Origin of the sequence: Acinetobacter sp. YQ_14 (assembly GCF_043102985.1) — a bacterium.
GTDB classification, from domain to species: Bacteria; Pseudomonadota; Gammaproteobacteria; order Pseudomonadales; family Moraxellaceae; genus Acinetobacter; species Acinetobacter venetianus.
On sequence record NZ_JBICJJ010000002.1, the window covers coordinates 307,491 to 324,078 of the forward strand.

Below are 16,588 nucleotides of genomic sequence, written 5' to 3' on the forward strand. Positions count from 1 at the left end.
GCTTTATGATTTTCATCTTGTCAGTTTGGTAGTTTTAGCAAACTTTATAAGCTTTTTTGCCCTGTTTTTGCTTATTTGCTAGCGCAATACTCGAAGACCAGTTGGGAAATTGTAAAGGCAATCAAGATGGCGCTTGCACATACGAATGCAGAAAAAAACTATTTAAATCGCCCTAAAGCACTTGGTATTACCGTACGACGTTTGCAATTTAATCCTGAAAAAATTAAACGGCATTATTTTGCTAATTCCCCATTAATGTCGCATTTACTGACCGCACTCTCCTCAACCTTTCCGATAGGCGAGCAATATTTTGTAAATAGTGTCCGAAACGTCCGAGAAAAAGTGCAAGACCCGCAATTACAAGCCCAGATTGCAGCTTTTATCGGTCAGGAGGCGATGCATTCTAAAGCACATACAGAGTTTAACGATGCTTGGCGTAGCGATGATTATAATCTTGACCGCTTTCAAGCTTGGCTAGCAAAGCGAGATGATGTCCTTCGCAAAATTCATCCTAAATTACAACTTGCATTGACCTGTGCTTTTGAGCATTTTACTGCGATGTTAGGTGGTTATATTTTGAAGCATCCAGAAATTTTAAGCACATTAGACGATGATGCGATGAAACTTTGGGTTTGGCATGCAATTGAGGAAATCGAGCATCGATCGGTCGCTTTTGATGTGTATCAAGAGGTTTATGGTGATGATCGAATTCGTCGTTTATTGATGCGAAGTGTGACTACAGGCTTTGCAAGCCTCACGTTCTATGCAACAACGCGTTTAATTTGGCAAGACAAATGGAAAAGCTTACCCAAAGTCGGTGGTAACGTATTTGGAATGTATTTACTTGGAAAAATGCTAATTCAACTCATTCCAGAATATCTTTCTTATTACCATGCAGACTTCCATCCAGCTAAACATGATTACAGCAAATTGGTTGAGTATTGGAAAGCAAGGATGGTCGATGAATATGGCATGATTAGCTTTCAAGAAGAAACAGCATCAAAAATTTATAGTTAATAATTATTAAAACATTAAATATTTGCTTAGCGTGGCATTACTTTGAGATTTCGAGTAATGCCATTTTTATTTAAACATACATAAATCAACTTTAATAAATGTTACACAGCAAGCAAAAAATCACATTACAATGAATTATCGCAAAAATATAAAGAAAAACCTGAGGATAAATTTTGATGAAAGTAATTAAACAAACCGCAATTGCGACAGTATTGGCGAGTACACTCTTATTTACAGGGTGTGGCTATAACACTTTGCAAGTAAAAGATGAAGCAGTCAATGCATCTTGGTCAGAAGTGCAAAACCAATACCAGCGTCGAGCAGACCTCGTTCCGAATTTAGTCAATGTCGTAAAAGGTTATGCAAAACATGAGGAGCAGGTACTTACGGAGGTGACACAAGCACGCTCAAACGTGGCTGGTTTGAAAGTTGATAAAGAAGTATTAGAAGATCCCGCACTATTCGAAAAATACCAGCAAGCGCAAAGTCAGCTTACAGGAGCATTATCGCGCTTAATTGCCGTCTCTGAAAACTATCCAGATTTAAAAGCCAATGAACAATTCCGCGATCTTCAAGCACAGCTTGAAGGCACAGAAAATAGAATTGCTGTTGCACGTAATCGTTATATTACGACAGTACAAGACTACAATTCTTATGTACGTCAATTCCCACAAGCAATGACTGCAAAAGTGATTGGCATGAAAACTAAGGAAAACTTTAAGGCTGAACAATCTGCTCAGCAAGCTCCAACTGTTTCATTTAACTAATTACTCATTGTTGAGTTAAATGCGGAGGAGAAAGCTGATGTTGAATGTGTTAAAGCAAAAATGGAAATCTATTTTAATTATCATTTTTATGATGCTTTGCTTTCAACATACAGCTTTGGCTGAGGTTGCCACAGCAACTGATCAAAGTGATTTGGTGGTTGCGGGCAAAATTATTCAGGAACAACAGAAAAATAAAGCAGCATCATCAAGTACATCCAATACTGAAACACCTGTATTACCGAAAGTCGCTGATGATATGGCAGACGGTGAATCCATACGTGGATTACCAACATTAAACCAACCTGTCATTGATCAAGCTAAAGTATTAAGTGATGCTGAAATTCAGCAGTTAGATCAGAAAATACTTGACCTATATCAACAAGGCAAAGCGCAGATCGGTGTGATTATTGTCCCAACCACAGGACAAGAAGCCATTTTTGATTTTGCTTTGCGTACAGGCGAAAAATGGCAGTTAGGTTCAGCGAAGCGAGATAATGGCTTATTGATGGCTGTTGCGATCAATGATCGGAAAATTCAAATACTCACTGGCTATGGCTTAGAGGGTGTACTGCCTGATGTGGTTTTAAGTCGTATTATCAGAAATCAAATTACGCCGTATTTCAAACAAGGACAATATGCACAGGGTATTTCAGCTGGCTTAGATGAGATTACTCGCATCGTGAATTTAGACCCTGAGATTGCTCAGCAGGCAGCTCAAGAACTCAAAGAACGTCACGATCAAGCATTACAAGCACAGCAAGCGAAAGATAATACTTTAACGATGGCATTGTTTATCTTAATTGCTGGCGTTGTTGGATCGTTTATTGTGGGTAAGCGGCTGAGTGCTTCTACCGCTGCAGTCGCTGCAACCGTTGCTGGGCTGGTCAATGGTGCAGGCTTAGTCATGAGTTTGCTGCTTGGCGTTGGTATTTTCTTTCTGTTAATTACTTCTATTGCACAATTGATTTTTCAAGCATTTCTATCTGGTGGTGGGCGTGGCGGCAGTGGAGGTGGTTTTGGTGGAGGCAGCGGCGGTGGTTATAGTGGCGGCGGTGGCAGTTTTGGTGGCGGAGGAGCATCAGGCTCATGGTAACAAAGACAGATACAACTCAAATCATTACTCAACCTAAGTTGGATGATCATGTACAACACAGCTTAAAACGCTGGTTTAAGCATTTTCTCTATGTCTCTTCAGCACATCGATATTTCAATAAACAAGACCAAATAGAAATTGCAAATGCTGTACAGCAAGCTGAAAAAGGTCATGTGGGGGAAATTCAGGTGGTGATAGAAGGGCATATTCCTTGCTCGCAAGCGTACTATCAAAATACGCGTCTACGAGCGCAACAGCTATTTGCTGAGCTGGGCGTATGGGACACTGAACTGAATAGTGGTGTTTTACTCTACTTAAATCTGTGCGAGCGTAAGGTTGAAATTGTGATTGATAGAGGCCTCAAAAATGCAACTCAACAAGAGACGTGGTGCGAAATCTGTCAAAGTATTGTGGGCCAGTTGGCTCAAAAACAATACTTGTTTGCAGTTAAAAGTGGTGTAGAAGAAATCGGGCGAGTTCTAGATCAATATTACGTCATTAATGATTCTGCTGATCAAAATGAGTTGCCAAATGCACCTATTATTCTGAATTGAGTGTCAGAGAGCATAGATATAGATTAAATACTTGCTTTAATTGAAAAGAAAACTTAATGTGTAGAAAAGTCTGTATTGTATTTATTTATCTTCCGATGGATGGTAAAAAAAATTAAAAAATATTTTCTGTGATTTATGTCGCTCAAATTTAATACTATTAGAGCATCATCAAGTTCATAGTTATAGGGTTTGAATAATAAACTGTTAAATATGACGTTAATTGTCATATTTTTTCTCAAAATGTCTAAAATGCTCTCATTTTATCCAAGATGAATTTTTTTTAAGTCCCTGTTTTTTTGAGTTAAAATTGGCTAAGCTAAGGACTGGCATAAAACATGCTGAATACAAGTAGCTAATAAAAGCTTATAAAAATTTATACATTGGAGAAATGTTATGAAATCAATGCAAAAGGGTTTTACTCTTATTGAATTAATGATCGTAGTTGCAATCATTGGTATCTTGGCTGCAATCGCGATTCCTGCTTATCAAAGCTATACTATTCGTACTAAAGTTACAGAAGGTTTAACATTAGCTTCTGCCGCTAAAACTGCGGTTGCTGAAACATTTGCGACTCGTAATACAGGTGCTGTGGCTGCATATGCTGGTACAGGTGCATCTGCTGCAGGATCTTATGGTTATGAATATACTGCTGGCCAAAATGTAGCATCAATTGCTATTGCTGCTATTGCTGATGTTACAGCACCAGCAGCAGGAGAGGGCGCAATTACAATTACTTATGCTGGACAATTAGCAACTACTCTTACACAGCCAATCGTATTAACTCCAGGAAGTGGTGCAGTAAGTGATACAACTGGTTTGCCAGCAGCGGCATTAAGCCAAGCTGCTCCAGTTGTTTGGGGTTGTACAATTGGTGTGCCTGCATCATTTAAATATGTGCCTGCAAACTGCCGTTTCTAATGGTTATTTAGTGAAATAAAAAAATCACCCTAATTAGGGTGATTTTTTTATAAAGGTAATAAGTGTAAATAAATAGGAATAATTTGACAAAAAAAGTACAGCCCCTCTTTTTTATCTTTAATAAGTTTTTGATAATTATTAATTTAATTATTTGGCACTAAAATTGTAATAAGTAAAATGAGTAAATTATTTTTTGGGGAGTATCATGAGTGAGATAAAGGGCTTTACTTTAATTGAGTTAATGTTAGTCGTTGCAATTATTGGAATCTTAGCCGCAATTGCTATCCCAGCCTATCAAAATTATACAATACGTACAAAGGTATCCGAAGGACTTGTTCTTGCGAGTGAGGCTAAATTGGCTGTGGTTGAGACTCTTGGTTATTTTATTAGCGGAAATGTTGCAGCATATGGTGGAACAGGTTTAAGTTCTCCTGGATCTTATTCTTTTCAATTTGTATCTACTGAAAATGTAAGCAGTATCAGTATTGCTGGGATTGCTAATTTAGCAACTCCTGTAATGGATGAAGGGCATATTGAGATTCAATATAATGGATTAATCAATAATGCTTTAAATTCTAATATTGTTCTTACTCCTGGTTCTGGAAGTACTGCTGGATCGGCTAGACCAAGTGGTGCAATAATTCCAGGGCAGGCTGTTGTTTGGGGGTGCGGTGTTAGATCTACTGCAGCGTATAAATATATTCCTGGCAATTGTCGTTATATGCTGTGAAAAGAGTAAAATAGTTATTTCAAGGATAAAATATCAAAATTTACTATGCCAGTACGTATTAAAGCATTTTTAATTCATGGACTGATTTCTGTTTGCATTGCCTTATTGGTAATTGGTCTTGTTTTTTTTATTTGGTATCCAGCTCCGTTAGCTAAGGCTGTCGGGGTGACGCATGTTTTTTTAATAATGTTAGCAATAGATGTGATTTTAGGGCCAGTGCTAACTCTTCTTGTTTATAAGCAGGGTAAAAAAACACTAGTTTTTGACTTAACGGTGATTGCTATAATACAAGTCAGTGCTTTAGGGTATGGATTATGGACAATTTCTCAGGGGAGGCCAGCTTGGGTTGTATTTAATGTCGATAGGTTTGATAGTGTAAGGATAAATGAAATAGATAACAGAAATATTAATAAAGCAAAATTAGAATACAGAAGTCCATCCCTGTTGTTTCCACAATGGGTTGCGTCAGTGGCACCTAAAAACATAGAGGCGAATAATACAGTCACATTTGAGGCAATATTTTCTGGTATTGATATAGCTCAGAGACCTAATCTATATGTATCTTTAAAAAGTCAGAATAAGATTCTGAAAAAAAAGACAATTCCACTTGATCAATTGTATAGCTATAATAATCATAATTCAGTTGATATTATTTTAAAAAAATATCCTCAAGCTACAGGGTATCTACCTCTCAAAGCAAATGCTGTTGACATGACGGTACTGATAAACAAAGAAAAAGGTAAAGTCGTAAAGATTGTTGATTTGCGGCCTTGGAACTAACTGAGCGTACCAACAAAAAAACAGTTTAAAAGAGCTTCGATGTATAATGCAGCGAAGCTCTTCTTTGTATCGAAATATGCAAAATTTATGTCTATTACTGGCAGCGCTGCTGTTTAGTTTTGCTTGGCTCTCGCCATTTCACACTTATCCTTGGGTTACGTTCTCGAGTGAGTTAGCGAGTTTTGGCGCTAGTTTGGTACTGCTTGCTATTTTTTTTAATAAAAATATAAAAATTGCTCGCCCTCAAATTCTGATGCTGGTTCTTACTTTTATCCCTTTAGTTCAATGTGGCTTCGGGTTAATTACTGATTTTAGTGTTGGATTCTTAAGCTTTTCATATCTGTTTATGTTTTGGCTGATGATCGTTATTGGATATAACTTATCTTTACAGTCAGAACAGCGTGAAAGAATCATGCTAGGCGCAAGTTATTTATTGTTTAGCATATCTTTTATAAGTTCCATTATGGCGATCTTGCAATGGTTAAACATTGAAAGCCATTTCGATGTAGTAATGGGGTTGAGAGGGAGTCGCCCTTATGCAAATTTTGGACAGCCTAATAATTTAGCTACTTTTTTAATTATCGGATTAATGGGAGCCTTATACATATATGAAAAGAGAAAACTGACACTATGGCTGCTCATCCCAATAAGTAGCATCATTCTTTTTGCAACTGTTCTTACTCAATCTAGAACATCTTGGATCGTATGCATTTTCTTCTTCTTATATTGGATTTATAAACAATATCGAAATTCACCACGATTTAATTTTCCTAAATTATTGCTATGGACAGCTTTTTATTTCGTCTTGGCTGCATATGTGTTGCCTTTATTTACACAGATTTTGACTTCAAGTATTGATACTGGCGTTACGCAGACAGCGTCAATTGCTCAACGCGCTGGTTCTGGGCATGAACGTTTAGGGATGTGGATGCAAATTCTGCACGCGATTGCTGAGAGGCCTTTATTGGGCTATGGTTGGAACCAAACAAGTATAGCAGTAGTCGAAAGTATTCAATTTAATACCGTTCAAGTCTGGTTTAATAGTGCGCACAATGTTTTATTAGATCTGCTGGTATGGAATGGGGTGCCGCTTGGTCTTTTGATCATTACATATGTAGCATTGTGGCTGTTTTGGCTGAGTAAAAATGCAAAAGATATGACGTCTATCATTGCATTACTCATGGTAAGTGCAATCTTAATCCATGCTCTACTGGAATTTCCTCAGCGTTATGCTTATTTCTTATTACCTTTAGGTTTTCTATTAGGTTTGGTGCAAGCTCAAACACCAAATCTAAAAAGTATTGTACTCAATAAAAATGTGATCCGTTGTATTGGGTTGATGGCGCTGGTTGTTTTTCTTTTGATTTGGAGAGACTACAAGCTTTTCCAAGACAACAGTCGACTGGTCTTTAAAGGTAAGCAGCCAACAGAAGAAATTTTGGGTAGTTCAAAAATCTTGATTCTGACACAGTTTCACAAACGATTAGATTGGATTGCTTTGAATCCTAAAACTAAAATGTCGGAACATGACTTGAGTCTACTGGGTGAAATGGTAAAAAATAAAGCGACTCCATACAACCTGAAGAAGTATGCTCAACTCCTTGCATATAATCAGAAAGCTGAAGAGGCTGAGCGATATTTATTGGTCTTACAGCGGTTATATAAGCAGAAAATTAGTTTAGCGGAAATTGTTGAATTAAATAGTCGCTAGAAATAAAAAAGCCCTTTCAAAAAAGGGCTTTTTTATTAAATTTGGCTTTGGATGTAGTTTTCAATACCAACATTCTCAATAAGATCTAATTGTGTGTCTAACCAATCCCAGTATTCTTCTTCTTTCTCTAGAATTTCTTGAACTAAATCGCGAGTTACATAGTCTTGTTGTGTTTCTGATAGTTCAACAGCTTGCTTTAATGCCTCTATATTCTCTTTTACTTTGCGAATATCACAATTTAAAACTTCTTCAGTGTGTTGTCCTATATAGAGCTTACCTAAATGCTGTAGGTTTGGTAGTCCTTCTAAGAAGAGAATACGTTCAATAATTTTATCCGCGTGTTTCATTTGGCGAATAGACTCTTTGTATTCCGCAGAACCTAATTGTTCAATTCCCCAGTCATTAAACATGCGTGAGTGTAAGAAGTATTGGTTAATTGCAGTTAAATGGTGATAAAGCACCTGATTCAGTTGATTAATAACTTCACGATTGCCTTTCATTACACTTACTCCATATCCACCAAATGATGCCTTATTCACTAAGACAATTTATATTATCTTAATCAACAAATTATAATCTTGCGAGTAATTTATAGAACGGCAAATGAAAATCACAATCAGAAAGATGAAGACTGGACAGTAATTGATGGAGTGGTTTTAATGATCATAAAAAAACCGCTTCACTGTAGAACCTAAGATCTATTGAAAGCGGTGGAGTCGTAACAGTGTAGAGAAATATTCGGTTAAGCTGCGATTGATATGCGAGCAGCAATTTCAGCTAATTCATCGCTAATAATTGCGCGTGCTTCTGGAGCACAACGACCACAGCATGTTCCTAAGTCGAGTAAGTCGCGAATTTCACGATAGCTCTCAGCGCCATTTGCAACAGCGTCTTTGATATCTTGATCTGTAATTCCACGGCATAAACACACGTACATGGGAGTGATCTACAAATATAAATGCGATAATTGATATTATTGATAATTGTTATCGTTTGTCAATGAATTTCATTCCAATAGCTGATTTATTCTTATTGAGAATTTGGATAAAAAAATACCTCTTGAGTGGAAATCCGAGTTGTCGTTGGATTTTTGTTCAGGAGGTACTGGTATTTTATAAATGGGTTTTGAGTTTATATATTTGGTTTTAAATGATAAATTATGGAATGATAACGATACCATCCATTTCTACCAAAGCGCCTTTAGGCAAGCTTGCAACACCAAGAGCAGCTCGAGCAGGGTAAGGTTGCGCAAAGTATTCGCCCATAATTTGGTTAACAAGCTGGAAATGAGATAAGTCTGTAAGAAAAATATTGAGCTTAGCAATGTCCGCTAGACTGCCACCTGCGGCAGTACATACAGCTTTGAGGTTATCAAATACACGACGAATCTGTGCTTCAATCCCATCAACAAGTTCCATACTATAAGGATCTAAGCCGATTTGGCCAGAAAGGTAGAGCGTGTTGCCAACTAAAATTGCTTGTGAATAAGTTCCAATAGCAGCAGGGGCGTGTTCAGTATGAATGACTTGACGTGACATTAAGCTCTCCTATGTCCTTTTTATCTCGAAACAAAGAGACTTTAACACAAAAGTGTTATCACGGAACTGTTGAATACTGTTTAGTCGCTCTTGATTTAAGTGAATTTTAAAAATTATACATTTGATATAAAAGTGATAAATCTCTAAACAATAGGCAGTGTTATCAGGCTTTGGCGACATCTGCTTGCACAATTGGCATATTGAGACGTTCGATTCGCGGAAAACCAAAATGCATACGTAAATCACGAATGATTTGAGCGATTTGATTTCGATTGCTCACAACAATATTGACATAGGTTTTTTGATCTTGGGATTCGACCATTTCGACACCAGTCTTTGCTTTACGGCACTGGTAAATTAAATCTGATATTTGTTCATCATTCATTGCCATATGAATGCATAGATATGCACTGAAACGTACATCATCGACTTCTTCTGCTTGCCAGTGCAGTGGCATTATATTTTCAGGATGAAGATGTTGTTCATGCAATAAGTTGCGGCAACGTGAGCGATGTACTATTAATCCACGACGAGAAAGATGTCCTTGGATTGGATCACCTAAGACTGGATTACAACAATGTGCATATTTTACATCTACACCATCTGTACCTAAAATCAAACGCTCAGATGTCTCGTGATGATTTGAATGATAATCTTGTGCAAACAGATGGTTAGCAACGAGTTGAGGTAATAAATCGCCCACTGCAATTTGCTCGAATAAGGTATCTTTACTACTTAAATGACGCCATTCGAGGACATTGATCCAGTCTGCTGGAGAGAGATCATTAATGGAACGATTAAATAATTTTAATGCTCGATTCAATGCTTGTTGGCCGACTAAACGTTGCTCTTCAATATCTTGATCTCGCAGCATATTTTGTAACGCGCGTCGTGCTTTTTGCGTATTGATAAAGCTCAGCCAATCTGGGTTTGGTGTGGCGAGAACATCTGTAATAATCTCAACCACTTGTCCGCTATGTAATGGTGTTGAAAGTGGACGAATCTCACCATCAATTTTTGCACCGACAGCATGATTACCTAGAAATAGGCTTGCTGAATATGCGAAATCGACAACGGTTGCACCTTGGGGTAACTCATGAAGTTGCCCATGTGGTGTATAAACCCAAATCTTCTCTTGGTGTAAATAATCTAATAGATCGCTAAAGGTGGTTTTTGCACAATCACTATCAATTAAGGTGTTTAAATTCTGCATTGAGGCTTGAATCGCTGATCGACAAGCTTGAGGTGCATTTTCACCAAGTACCACGCCAAAACGAGCGGCTTTTCGCATTAGTTCTGTTTGGATAGTGAGAGAAAGTGTGGTTTTCTCACCTTTTAATTTGATCATTAATGATTGATTGCCACCTGGTAGGGGCCGACGAATATAATCTTTATATTGTAATACTTGAAAATTAGCTTTAAGTGCTTCAACTAAACGGTCACAGTCAGCAATGCTTTGCAGAATAATTTCGAAAGCATGGCTATGGCTGAGTTCGTTTAAATCAATTTCATTTTTCACAAAGTGGCGCAGCAATTCAATATTGTTATTTTTCTTTTTAATGCGGCCTTTAATGTCGTAAGTATCGAGTAAGTCTGAGAGTTTCTGCTCCCAAACAGCTTGGTACTCACAGCGTTTAGGTTTAGTTTCTAACAATGCTGACTGAACATCATTAAACATATCTAAATCAAGATTCTGATAGCAAAGATGTTCTAAATTATCGGCCATCTCATTCATACCAACGAGACGAGCCATTGGCACAAAAATATCAAAGGTTTCTTGGGCAATACGCGCACGTTTATCTGGGCGCAATGCATCAAGCGTCGTCATATTGTGATAGCGATCTGCTAATTTAATAATAATGACACGCGGATCTTGTAGGGTTGCTTGCAGAATTTTTCGAAAAGATGCCGCTTTGTTATATTCCTTATCACTTGAATGGCTAAGTTTAGTTACACCATCGACAAGTTCGGCAACAACAATTCCAAATTTTTCACCGATTTCATCTTTGGTAAATTCAGTATCTTCGATCACATCATGTAATAAAGCCGCCATAAGTGTGTCAGCATCGAGACGCATATGGGCCAAGATACAACTGACGGCAATAGGATGTAATACATAGGGTTCACCACTCTTACGGGTAATGCCACTATGTGCCAAATCAGCGAAATCGCAGGCAGCAAGCACTTGTTGAACGTCACTATCTTTTAGATAGGCATCAACAATAACTTTAAGTTGTTGCTTGGCTTGGCTGACCTCTTCGCCTGGCATAAAAACACCTTTTATAACATGAATTCAGTAATGAGTAGCTTAACTTCTAATGAAAAGCATATTGATAAACTTGTCAATTTGTTCGTTATGAAAAATCGTAAATTTTTTCAATGAAGTATATTGTTTTTACCAATATAAGCCCGAATTTTTCAATAAACAAAAAAGCCCAGTGTCTTCACAATGGGCTTCTAAGTAAAGGTTGTTTTACTTAAAAAGTAAAGCCTTCTAAATTTAGAGAGTTTGTAGACAATACCATATCAAGGTTTGAAGTTTGGTAGTCTTGATCGCGTTGTTTCAAAATATCTTTAGTAACATGACCCACTGCGATTTCACGTAATGCAACTACGGTTGGCTTGTCATTATCCCACTCAACAGTTGGTTCCATACCTTGACGTGCTAATTGACGTGCACGTTTACTCGCTACCAGTACTAACTCGAAGCGGTTATCTACATGGTCTAAACAATCTTCAACGGTTACACGTGCCATAAGTTGTCTCGTTTGAACATCACATTTGAAAGACTAAATAGTATAAAAGGCTTTTATCCAAGACTCAAGTTATTCGCGATTGAGGCTAATTAAGTTTTCGATCAGCTGTTGATGACGAGTGCTTTGTTGCAAGGTAACTAGACGGCTTGCAGTGATGATTGCTTCTAGATCATGTACCGCTTTGTTGAAATCATCATTGATGATCACATAATCAAAATTAGAAAAATGACGCATATCTTCCACTGCACAACTAAGGCGATGTTCAATCACATCCACTGAATCTGTGCCACGATTAGATAGACGTTGTCTTAAATCATATTGTGTTGGTGGGAGGATAAAAATTTGTTTTGATTCAGGAAAAAGTCTGCGAACTTGCTCTGCACCTTGCCAATCAATCTCTAATAAAACGTCATGACCTTGTTGAAGCTGTTCTTTTACTTTAGCTTGCGATGTACCGTAGTAATTTCCAAATACTTCTGCGTATTCGATAAAACCACCTTGTTCAACTTGAGCTAAAAATGTTTCTTTGCTGGTAAAATGATAATGAACACCATCGAGTTCACCAGGACGTTGATCGCGTGTTGTATGTGAGACAGAAACGTGTAAATTGCTGACTCGATCGAGTAGGGCTTTAACCAAAGATGTTTTGCCTGTTCCTGAGGCAGCAGAAACGACAAACAATAGACCCGACATGATATTTTTCCTGATATGATAAAATATCTTGGCTATTGTAGTGTAGCGCACCATTAAACGAAATAGTTTGGTGTAAATATTCAGATCATGAGAGAGGATGTTATGGAAATCGTGTTGGCCAATCCACGAGGTTTTTGTGCTGGTGTTGACCGTGCTATAGCGATCGTCAATCGAGCATTGGAATGTTTTAATCCACCGATTTATGTTCGGCATGAGGTGGTTCATAATAAGTTTGTAGTTGATGACTTACGTCAGCGTGGTGCAGTTTTCGTTGATGAATTAGATCAAGTACCAGATGATTCTATTGTGATTTTTAGCGCACATGGCGTTTCTAAAGCAGTACAGCAAGAAGCTGAGCGTCGTGGTTTAAAAGTATTTGATGCAACCTGTCCGTTGGTCACCAAAGTTCATATCGAAGTGACTAAATATGCACGTGAAGGGACTGAAGCGATTTTGATTGGGCATGAAGGCCATCCAGAAGTTGAAGGCACGATGGGGCAGTATGATAAGTCTCAAGGTGGTCAGATTTATTTGGTTGAAGATGAGCAAGATGTTGATGAGTTAGTGATTAGACACCCTGAAAAGGTGGCTTTTGTTACCCAAACAACGCTTTCAATCGATGATACTGCAAAGGTTATTGATGCGTTAAGAGCTAAATTTCCCCAGATTCAAGGGCCACGCAAAGATGATATTTGCTATGCCACTCAGAATCGCCAAGATGCCGTGCGTGATTTGGCTGAACAATGTGATGTAGTGCTTGTCGTTGGCTCTCCAAATTCATCTAATTCAAATCGTTTGCGGGAACTTGCTGAGCGTATGGGAAAATCTGCATATTTAGTAGACAATGCTGATCAGCTTGAAAAAGTGTGGTTTCAGCAGGATAGTAAGATTGGTGTGACTGCTGGAGCATCAGCGCCTGAAATATTAATTAAACAAGTAATTCAGCGTTTACAAGATTGGGGAGCAACTCCTCCAAAAGAGTTACAAGGTACAGAAGAAAATATTACTTTTAGTCTACCAAAAGAGTTGCGTATACAGGTGATACAAGCCTAATTTTTAAAGAAAAATGTGAACTTGAAACGGATGGAGTGCACTCCATCCGTTTTTTTATGTTACTTATCTACTTTGTATTGGTTATGTAAGAGATAAGTTTATTATTAATATAAGTAAAAGTTTTTCTTGGGTGCGGAGCGATGGGGAAAAATCGAGGATTCACCTTAATAGAATTGATGGTGACAATTGCTATATTGGCAATAATTGCGACGTTAGCTGTACCTACTTTTGGTGATTTAGTTGAAAAACAAGATTTAAATAAGAGTACTCAAAATCTAGTAGGAAAATTGAACAGTGCTCGCTCGAGAGCAGTATTAGAGAGAAGGAGTGTCATTGTTGAGCTAAATTCCTCTTTGCCAGATACATCTTCTACACTTTATTGGAATCCTACAGGCGCGGCAGTTTTGAAATCAGGTTCACCAACTTCTGTTGAGTTTCTTTTGAGCGGGGGAGTAAAGGATTTTGATGCAAAAATTAATGGTCAGCCGTTTGTAATCTGTAGCAAAGCAGGTGGGGTACATGCGAAGAGGGTTAGTATTTCACTGATGGGAACTATACAGATAGAAGAAGGGGCATGCTAATGAAGATAATAATAAAGCATCAGCGTGGTATGGGGTTAATGGAAATCCTCGTTGCATTATTGGTTTTAGCTATAGGTGTTTTAGGGTTTATTGCATTGCAATATCGTGCAGTTGAAGCTACATCTGAAAGTTCTTATCGGGTTCAAGCTATTAATGTTGCTAGAGATTTAGCAGAAAGAGTTCGGGTGAATCGTGGAGCCTTAGCAACTTACGAAAGCGAGATTCAAACTCCAGCTAATCAAAGTGGTTTTGCTAAAAATTGCTTTGAAGAAAGTTGTTCTACAACAGAGTTGGCTGATTTTGATGTGGCTCAAGTATTTCAACGCGCTAGAACATTTGGAATGGCTATTAACCTAGTTGAATGCCCTGGAAATGTTGATGGAAGAAATTGTTTTTATATCGCTTGGGGCGATACGGCCCCTTTAGATGGAGCTATAGATGGTGAAGGGAATTGTACAACAAGTACGGCTTACGATCCAGCATCAACTTGTTTGATAATGGAGATGTATTAATATGAAATCTCAAGCAGGTTTGACTTTAGTAGAGTTAATGATCTCCTTAGCATTGGGGTTGGTAATATCTGCTGCAGCAATAATGTTATTCATAACTGGGCAAAAAAGTTATTTATTACAACAAGGTGTGGCTGAAGTCCAAGATAATGCTAATTTTGGTTTAAATTACATTACTAAAGATATTCGATTGTCTAATTTAAATTCGACTAAATCTTCTATCAATGACCAAACATCTTATGGGGGAGTAGTTTTAACTTCATCAATAAATGCAACAACTGATACCACATATACACCAGCCAGACCTTTGAGTAATTTGTTTAGAACAATAATTGGAAATAGTGCGAATGTTAATTTGTTATCTAGAAGCCAAGGTATGACGCCAGGGACGGTCCCAGGTTGGACAGGGGTTTCAAATGCACAAACAAGCGCTGGTGATTCATTGGCAAGTGACCAGCTAACAATTCAATATAAGCCGCAATATTCACGTGATGATAAAGGGACAGCTGTAACTACTGATGATGAGTGGGTTGGTGGATATGATTGTGAAGGTCGGGAGTTGCGATTTAGAGTTGAGGATGCTGGTGGAGGATTACCTTTCGGACAACAAATGGTTGTGCAGCGTTATTTTTTACGTGTAGATGCAAATGCAGCTAAAGATGAACCGAATAGTCCACTTGCCTTGGCTTGTGAAGCTGGTTTTTATGCTGTGGCTGATACTCCAGAGGTAAAAAGAATTGAAGGGGGAGCTCCATCTCAGGCTTTAAATACACGTGTATTTGGAAGTACTGGTGGTGAAGTTATTTTAAAGCGTGTTGATTATTTTAGAATCTTGCTTGGAATACAAAATGCTGATGCATATCAATATGTCTCGATTAATGACTATATGGGAATGGCAAGTCCTCGTCCGCGTATTTTATCTTTACAGTTGGGTGCGTTAGTACGCTCCTCCCAATCAGCAGGTAACGGTATTATAAACGATGATCAAGAGTTTCAGGTGCTAGATCAAGCGGTTAAAATTAAAAAACCTACTCAAAATAGCCCTAAATATGTAAGACAAGTGGTTTCACAAACGATTGCACTGCGAAATACTTTTGGGGAGAGAGGGGTATGAATAATCAATTATCCCAACGTGGGGCGGCACTTATCGTAGTGATGATAATGCTTGTTGTTATAACTATAATTGGAACAATAGCAGTACGACAAAGCATTATTTCTCTGAATATTGCGACAAATGGACAAGCACAGCAATTGTTATTACAAAACTCTGATGCCGCGTTCTTTAATGTGGAGAAAGAGGATAATTTAATTCAAAGCCTAACCGCAAGTGGTATGTTTGGTTATATAAATGGGGCCGCTAATAAAGATAAAGAAATGGTGTTTTGTTTCCGTGGTTCTGAGAGCAGTTTTTTTGATATTGAACGTGCAAGCCTCATATATTGGGAAGCAGCAAAGACTCAACCGACAAAAAATGCTCTTGGATCGGATGGTTATTGTAGTGTTTCTGCTACAAGTAATAACTTTTTCACCTCAGGTCGTAGAGTTGTTATGACTCAGGTTTCTGTGAAATTTTCGAGTCAATCTGAAAATGATCCATTCTATGGAATGCAGTATGGGACTGATGAGAAAGGTGTAAAATTTGAAAAAAATAAACCTGTTAAAGTATTTGCAGTTTCTATTATGCCAACATTTTCAACGGAGTCGGCTTCCAGTATTGATGAATGCCTTAACTCCCATATGAGTGAAGTTAGTATTCCAGCGGGAACAACTGTTCCGTCCAATTCAACTTATAGACAGAGTGTCACTGATTGTTTGGCGAGTAAAAATATACCCTTTACTTCCCAAGTCACTGAATATCTGATTGCACAAGATTTTGTATAATTGGGAG

The 16,588-nt window shown here is 37.9% G+C and carries 19 protein-coding genes; 13 read left to right on the forward strand and 6 right to left on the reverse strand.

From position 1 onward, the window contains the following. Nucleotides 1–126 precede the first annotated feature (126 nt). The 8 genes from ACF8D3_RS01425 (at nt 127) to ACF8D3_RS01460 (ending at nt 7,570) form a co-directional block, all read left to right on the forward strand. Entirely contained in the window at nt 127–1,017 is an 891-nt protein-coding gene (locus tag ACF8D3_RS01425) for a metal-dependent hydrolase (RefSeq protein WP_392469703.1), read from the forward strand. A 176-nt stretch (nt 1,018–1,193) separates the two neighbouring features. Next, entirely contained in the window at nt 1,194–1,784 is a 591-nt protein-coding gene (locus ACF8D3_RS01430) for a LemA family protein (RefSeq protein WP_004877820.1), read from the forward strand. 88 nt (nt 1,785–1,872) lie between these two features. After that, entirely contained in the window at nt 1,873–2,877 is a 1,005-nt protein-coding gene (locus tag ACF8D3_RS01435; protein ID WP_392469852.1) for a TPM domain-containing protein, read from the forward strand. Beyond that, a complete protein-coding gene (locus tag ACF8D3_RS01440; RefSeq protein ID WP_392469704.1) occupies nt 2,871–3,431 on the forward strand; it encodes a TPM domain-containing protein in 561 nt (186 codons plus the stop codon). The genes ACF8D3_RS01435 and ACF8D3_RS01440 overlap by 7 nt, the downstream gene beginning before the upstream one ends. Before the next feature lie 402 nt (nt 3,432–3,833). Continuing rightward, on the forward strand, nt 3,834–4,349 hold the full coding sequence (locus tag ACF8D3_RS01445) for a pilin (RefSeq protein ID WP_392469854.1): 516 nt from the start codon (nt 3,834–3,836) through the stop codon (nt 4,347–4,349). A 205-nt stretch (nt 4,350–4,554) separates the two neighbouring features. Beyond that, on the forward strand, nt 4,555–5,079 hold the full coding sequence (locus ACF8D3_RS01450) for a pilin (RefSeq protein WP_392469706.1): 525 nt from the start codon (nt 4,555–4,557) through the stop codon (nt 5,077–5,079). 45 nt (nt 5,080–5,124) lie between these two features. Continuing rightward, nucleotides 5,125–5,859, forward strand: coding sequence for a TfpX/TfpZ family type IV pilin accessory protein (tfpZ, locus tag ACF8D3_RS01455; RefSeq protein ID WP_392469708.1), 735 nt, complete (start codon nt 5,125–5,127; stop codon nt 5,857–5,859). 76 nt (nt 5,860–5,935) lie between these two features. Then, nucleotides 5,936–7,570, forward strand: a complete 1,635-nt coding sequence (locus tag ACF8D3_RS01460; RefSeq protein WP_392469710.1) for a Wzy polymerase domain-containing protein — start codon at nt 5,936–5,938, stop codon at nt 7,568–7,570. A 35-nt stretch (nt 7,571–7,605) separates the two neighbouring features. On the opposite strand, the gene bfr is transcribed toward ACF8D3_RS01460, so the two are convergent. The 6 genes from bfr to gmk all read right to left on the reverse strand — a co-directional run bounded on the left by bfr (nt 7,606) and on the right by gmk (nt 12,557). Further along, nucleotides 7,606–8,070 (reverse strand): bacterioferritin, encoded by a 465-nt coding sequence (gene bfr, locus ACF8D3_RS01465; protein WP_004877797.1) that lies wholly within the window; start codon nt 8,068–8,070, stop codon nt 7,606–7,608. 242 nt (nt 8,071–8,312) lie between these two features. Next, nucleotides 8,313–8,507: a bacterioferritin-associated ferredoxin gene (locus tag ACF8D3_RS01470; protein WP_004776027.1), complete on the reverse strand. Its 195-nt coding sequence runs from the start codon at nt 8,505–8,507 to the stop codon at nt 8,313–8,315. A 220-nt stretch (nt 8,508–8,727) separates the two neighbouring features. Further along, nucleotides 8,728–9,108 carry a RidA family protein gene (locus ACF8D3_RS01475; RefSeq protein WP_004641286.1) on the reverse strand — a complete coding sequence of 127 codons (381 nt, stop codon included), beginning with the start codon at nt 9,106–9,108 and terminating at the stop codon, nt 8,728–8,730. Between the two features lie 163 nt (nt 9,109–9,271). After that, nucleotides 9,272–11,377 (reverse strand): bifunctional (p)ppGpp synthetase/guanosine-3',5'-bis(diphosphate) 3'-pyrophosphohydrolase, encoded by a 2,106-nt coding sequence (locus tag ACF8D3_RS01480; protein WP_004877796.1) that lies wholly within the window; start codon nt 11,375–11,377, stop codon nt 9,272–9,274. A 208-nt stretch (nt 11,378–11,585) separates the two neighbouring features. Next, complete coding sequence (gene rpoZ / locus ACF8D3_RS01485) at nt 11,586–11,864, reverse strand: DNA-directed RNA polymerase subunit omega (protein WP_004877793.1); 279 nt, start codon at nt 11,862–11,864, stop codon at nt 11,586–11,588. 69 nt (nt 11,865–11,933) lie between these two features. Then, on the reverse strand, nt 11,934–12,557 hold the full coding sequence (gene gmk / locus ACF8D3_RS01490; protein WP_061517662.1) for a guanylate kinase: 624 nt from the start codon (nt 12,555–12,557) through the stop codon (nt 11,934–11,936). 102 nt (nt 12,558–12,659) lie between these two features. Here gmk and ispH point away from each other — a divergent pair, with 102 nt between their 5' ends. The 5 genes from ispH to ACF8D3_RS01515 all read left to right on the forward strand — a co-directional run bounded on the left by ispH (nt 12,660) and on the right by ACF8D3_RS01515 (nt 16,581). Then, nucleotides 12,660–13,610, forward strand: a complete 951-nt coding sequence (ispH, locus tag ACF8D3_RS01495; protein ID WP_392469715.1) for a 4-hydroxy-3-methylbut-2-enyl diphosphate reductase — start codon at nt 12,660–12,662, stop codon at nt 13,608–13,610. Nucleotides 13,611–13,750: 140 nt separating this feature from the next. Next, nucleotides 13,751–14,191, forward strand: a complete 441-nt coding sequence (locus ACF8D3_RS01500) for a Tfp pilus assembly protein FimT/FimU (RefSeq protein ID WP_392469716.1) — start codon at nt 13,751–13,753, stop codon at nt 14,189–14,191. Then, on the forward strand, nt 14,191–14,703 hold the full coding sequence (gene pilV / locus ACF8D3_RS01505) for a type IV pilus modification protein PilV (RefSeq protein ID WP_392469717.1): 513 nt from the start codon (nt 14,191–14,193) through the stop codon (nt 14,701–14,703). The genes ACF8D3_RS01500 and pilV overlap by 1 nt, the downstream gene beginning before the upstream one ends. A 1-nt stretch (nt 14,704) precedes the next feature. Further along, entirely contained in the window at nt 14,705–15,814 is a 1,110-nt protein-coding gene (locus tag ACF8D3_RS01510; protein ID WP_392469718.1) for a PilW family protein, read from the forward strand. Further along, complete coding sequence (locus ACF8D3_RS01515; RefSeq protein ID WP_392469719.1) at nt 15,811–16,581, forward strand: PilX N-terminal domain-containing pilus assembly protein; 771 nt, start codon at nt 15,811–15,813, stop codon at nt 16,579–16,581. The genes ACF8D3_RS01510 and ACF8D3_RS01515 overlap by 4 nt, the downstream gene beginning before the upstream one ends. Nucleotides 16,582–16,588 lie beyond the last annotated feature (7 nt).

What these genes read in the sequence shown, in the direction of transcription:
- tfpZ (WP_392469708.1), top strand. Translation starts at nt 5,125, where the DNA reads ATGCCAGTACGTATTAAAGCATTTTTAATTCATGGACTGATTTCTGTT.
- ACF8D3_RS01500 (WP_392469716.1), top strand. Translation starts at nt 13,751, where the DNA reads ATGGGGAAAAATCGAGGATTCACCTTAATAGAATTGATGGTGACAATT.
- ACF8D3_RS01470 (WP_004776027.1), bottom strand. Translation starts at nt 8,507, where the DNA reads ATGTACGTGTGTTTATGCCGTGGAATTACAGATCAAGATATCAAAGAC.
- ACF8D3_RS01510 (WP_392469718.1), top strand. Translation starts at nt 14,705, where the DNA reads ATGAAATCTCAAGCAGGTTTGACTTTAGTAGAGTTAATGATCTCCTTA.
- ACF8D3_RS01430 (WP_004877820.1), top strand. Translation starts at nt 1,194, where the DNA reads ATGAAAGTAATTAAACAAACCGCAATTGCGACAGTATTGGCGAGTACA.
- ACF8D3_RS01440 (WP_392469704.1), top strand. Translation starts at nt 2,871, where the DNA reads ATGGTAACAAAGACAGATACAACTCAAATCATTACTCAACCTAAGTTG.
- gmk (WP_061517662.1), bottom strand. Translation starts at nt 12,557, where the DNA reads ATGTCGGGTCTATTGTTTGTCGTTTCTGCTGCCTCAGGAACAGGCAAA.
- ACF8D3_RS01445 (WP_392469854.1), top strand. Translation starts at nt 3,834, where the DNA reads ATGCAAAAGGGTTTTACTCTTATTGAATTAATGATCGTAGTTGCAATC.
- ACF8D3_RS01435 (WP_392469852.1), top strand. Translation starts at nt 1,873, where the DNA reads ATGATGCTTTGCTTTCAACATACAGCTTTGGCTGAGGTTGCCACAGCA.
- ispH (WP_392469715.1), top strand. Translation starts at nt 12,660, where the DNA reads ATGGAAATCGTGTTGGCCAATCCACGAGGTTTTTGTGCTGGTGTTGAC.
- ACF8D3_RS01425 (WP_392469703.1), top strand. Translation starts at nt 127, where the DNA reads ATGGCGCTTGCACATACGAATGCAGAAAAAAACTATTTAAATCGCCCT.
- ACF8D3_RS01460 (WP_392469710.1), top strand. Translation starts at nt 5,936, where the DNA reads ATGCAAAATTTATGTCTATTACTGGCAGCGCTGCTGTTTAGTTTTGCT.
- ACF8D3_RS01475 (WP_004641286.1), bottom strand. Translation starts at nt 9,108, where the DNA reads ATGTCACGTCAAGTCATTCATACTGAACACGCCCCTGCTGCTATTGGA.
- ACF8D3_RS01515 (WP_392469719.1), top strand. Translation starts at nt 15,811, where the DNA reads ATGAATAATCAATTATCCCAACGTGGGGCGGCACTTATCGTAGTGATG.
- bfr (WP_004877797.1), bottom strand. Translation starts at nt 8,070, where the DNA reads ATGAAAGGCAATCGTGAAGTTATTAATCAACTGAATCAGGTGCTTTAT.
- pilV (WP_392469717.1), top strand. Translation starts at nt 14,191, where the DNA reads ATGAAGATAATAATAAAGCATCAGCGTGGTATGGGGTTAATGGAAATC.
- ACF8D3_RS01480 (WP_004877796.1), bottom strand. Translation starts at nt 11,377, where the DNA reads ATGCCAGGCGAAGAGGTCAGCCAAGCCAAGCAACAACTTAAAGTTATT.
- ACF8D3_RS01450 (WP_392469706.1), top strand. Translation starts at nt 4,555, where the DNA reads ATGAGTGAGATAAAGGGCTTTACTTTAATTGAGTTAATGTTAGTCGTT.
- rpoZ (WP_004877793.1), bottom strand. Translation starts at nt 11,864, where the DNA reads ATGGCACGTGTAACCGTTGAAGATTGTTTAGACCATGTAGATAACCGC.